General features: G+C 43.8%; 3 protein-coding genes. 2 read left to right on the top strand and 1 reads right to left on the bottom strand.

The genetic code is table 11. From position 1 onward, the window contains the following. Both ABC502_RS18590 and ABC502_RS18585 read left to right on the top strand, forming a co-directional pair. Positions 1-398, top strand: a 398-nt coding sequence (locus tag ABC502_RS18590) for a polymorphic toxin type 37 domain-containing protein (RefSeq protein WP_345916927.1), incomplete at its 5' end; no start/stop codon positions are given. A gap of 2 nt (positions 399-400) precedes the next feature. Further along, positions 401-997 (top strand): hypothetical protein, encoded by a 597-nt coding sequence (locus ABC502_RS18585; RefSeq protein ID WP_345916926.1) that lies wholly within the window; start codon positions 401-403, stop codon positions 995-997. Here ABC502_RS18585 and ABC502_RS18580 read toward each other — a convergent pair. Next, positions 986-1172, bottom strand: a 187-nt coding sequence (locus tag ABC502_RS18580) for a hypothetical protein (protein ID WP_345916925.1), incomplete at its 5' end; no start/stop codon positions are given. The genes ABC502_RS18585 and ABC502_RS18580 overlap by 12 nt on opposite strands.

Genomic DNA, 1172 nt, shown 5'->3' with positions numbered 1-1172 from the left:
TTCCGGTTTTTGTTGGCGGCGGCGGTGCAACTGCAGCAGGTTGGACAGCCGTCGGCGGCTTAGGTTTTTGGGGTACAGGTGCTGTAGTGGGGGCAGGTGCGCTTGCTATAGCCGTGATGTCGAGTGAACCAAAAAATTGTCCAAGCGATGTACCTGATTTTGATTTCGATAATCCTGAACAAAACCCTGTCGGTTCTGATGGTGTTGAATGGCCATGGAAGGGGAAACCTCCTCAAGGAGGTGCGCATGGAGGGTATAAAAATCCAAATGGGCCGCACAGTCTTCATCCAGATTTAGGCCATGGAGCACCTATTGGTCCTCATTGGGACTTTAATGATAGAAAGGGCCCAGGCTGGAGAATTTATCCTGATGGTTCGACTGTGCCGAAAGGAAAATAACTATGCAAAAAATTAAGCTAAATAGTAATGTGAAAGATTATGTTGTGGATATGTTGTCATACAACAATGATGTATGTGAGTTTGCAAGAGTTTTTTTAAGGGGTAGTTTCCCACAATGTTACGCTATCTTGCCTGCTTTTGTATGTCAGGATAAGGCTGAAAAAATTGCAGAAGGTGGCATTATTGATTTGCAGCATGACTTCGAAAAGGCAGAGACCATATCATCTAGTGATGTTACGTCATGGTTGGCTGAGTACTTGTTTGAAAAAATAAATGCAGGTGGGTTATTTTGTATATTTGATGATGTTATGGCTTCAGCTTCCGATGTTGAAGATTTTAGAGAATTTGCGGTATTTAGAGAGCGGGGGGTGTTCCATGTTGCATGTAAATATAACACTCGGACCGTCAATGATTTAATAAAGATAATATATGCATCGAAAGTTAGTTGGCACTTTGTTTGTGCCATTGCCTTGCCATCGGCGGATGCACATGAATTTCTAGGTGATCAAATTGAAATAAATGATAGTAGTATGAAAGTTCAGGAGATAGTTTTAGGGGCGTATGACGGTGAGTCTTTTATCATTTTGTCAAAAAACTAAACCAGTTGTCCACCATTTCGGCAGCGCGCTGAAAAAATAGCGGATGGCCAAAGCCGTTATTACCTCTACAATCAGGACAACTTGCTGGTGGCGGAAATAGCCGCCGATGGAACGGTCGCTAAAGAATACATTTACCTGGAAGGCGAGCCGCTGGCGATGCTGGTAGACGGGCAGC

This window comes from Alkalimonas sp. NCh-2 (assembly GCF_039631345.1).
Lineage (GTDB): Bacteria > Pseudomonadota > Gammaproteobacteria > Enterobacterales > Alteromonadaceae > Alkalimonas > Alkalimonas mucilaginosa.
The sequence above is the reverse complement of the archived record's forward strand: the minus strand, read 5'-3'. Positions and strand labels throughout refer to the sequence as shown.